We start from the raw sequence: 325 nt of genomic DNA on the forward strand, positions 1-325 counted from the left end.
GAAAATGGCCCAAAACCTTGTCAATGCGGCCGGTCAGATCAGCATCAATCTTGATTTGGCGTTCTGAGTTCATTTGTGATCATCCTCTTTCAAAATTACGATCAGCATGATAAACACGCCAACCGTTAAACAGGCATCGGCAACGTTAAATACTGGAAAATTGACGTTTCTTAGGGCAAACATATCGACCACGTATCCTTGACTGAGCCGGTCGATAAAATTACCGACTGCACCAGCCATAATCAGCGAAAGTCCTGTCATTATCCAGGCAGAGCGGCGATTTTTCCACATTAGATAAGCTACCACGATAATTGCAGTTATCGTT

The 325-nt window shown here is 43.7% G+C and carries 1 protein-coding gene; it reads right to left on the reverse strand.

Features of this window, described 5'->3' with window-relative positions; genetic code table 11:
- Nucleotides 1–69: 69 nt before the first annotated feature.
- Nucleotides 70–325: signal peptidase II (lspA, locus tag LJE08_RS13905; protein WP_227403567.1), on the reverse strand; the 256-nt coding region annotated here is incomplete at its 5' end.

The sequence above is a fragment of the Holdemanella sp. DFI.5.55 genome (genome assembly GCF_020593575.1).
Classification (GTDB): Bacteria; Bacillota_I; Bacilli_A; order Erysipelotrichales; family Erysipelotrichaceae; genus Holdemanella; species Holdemanella hominis.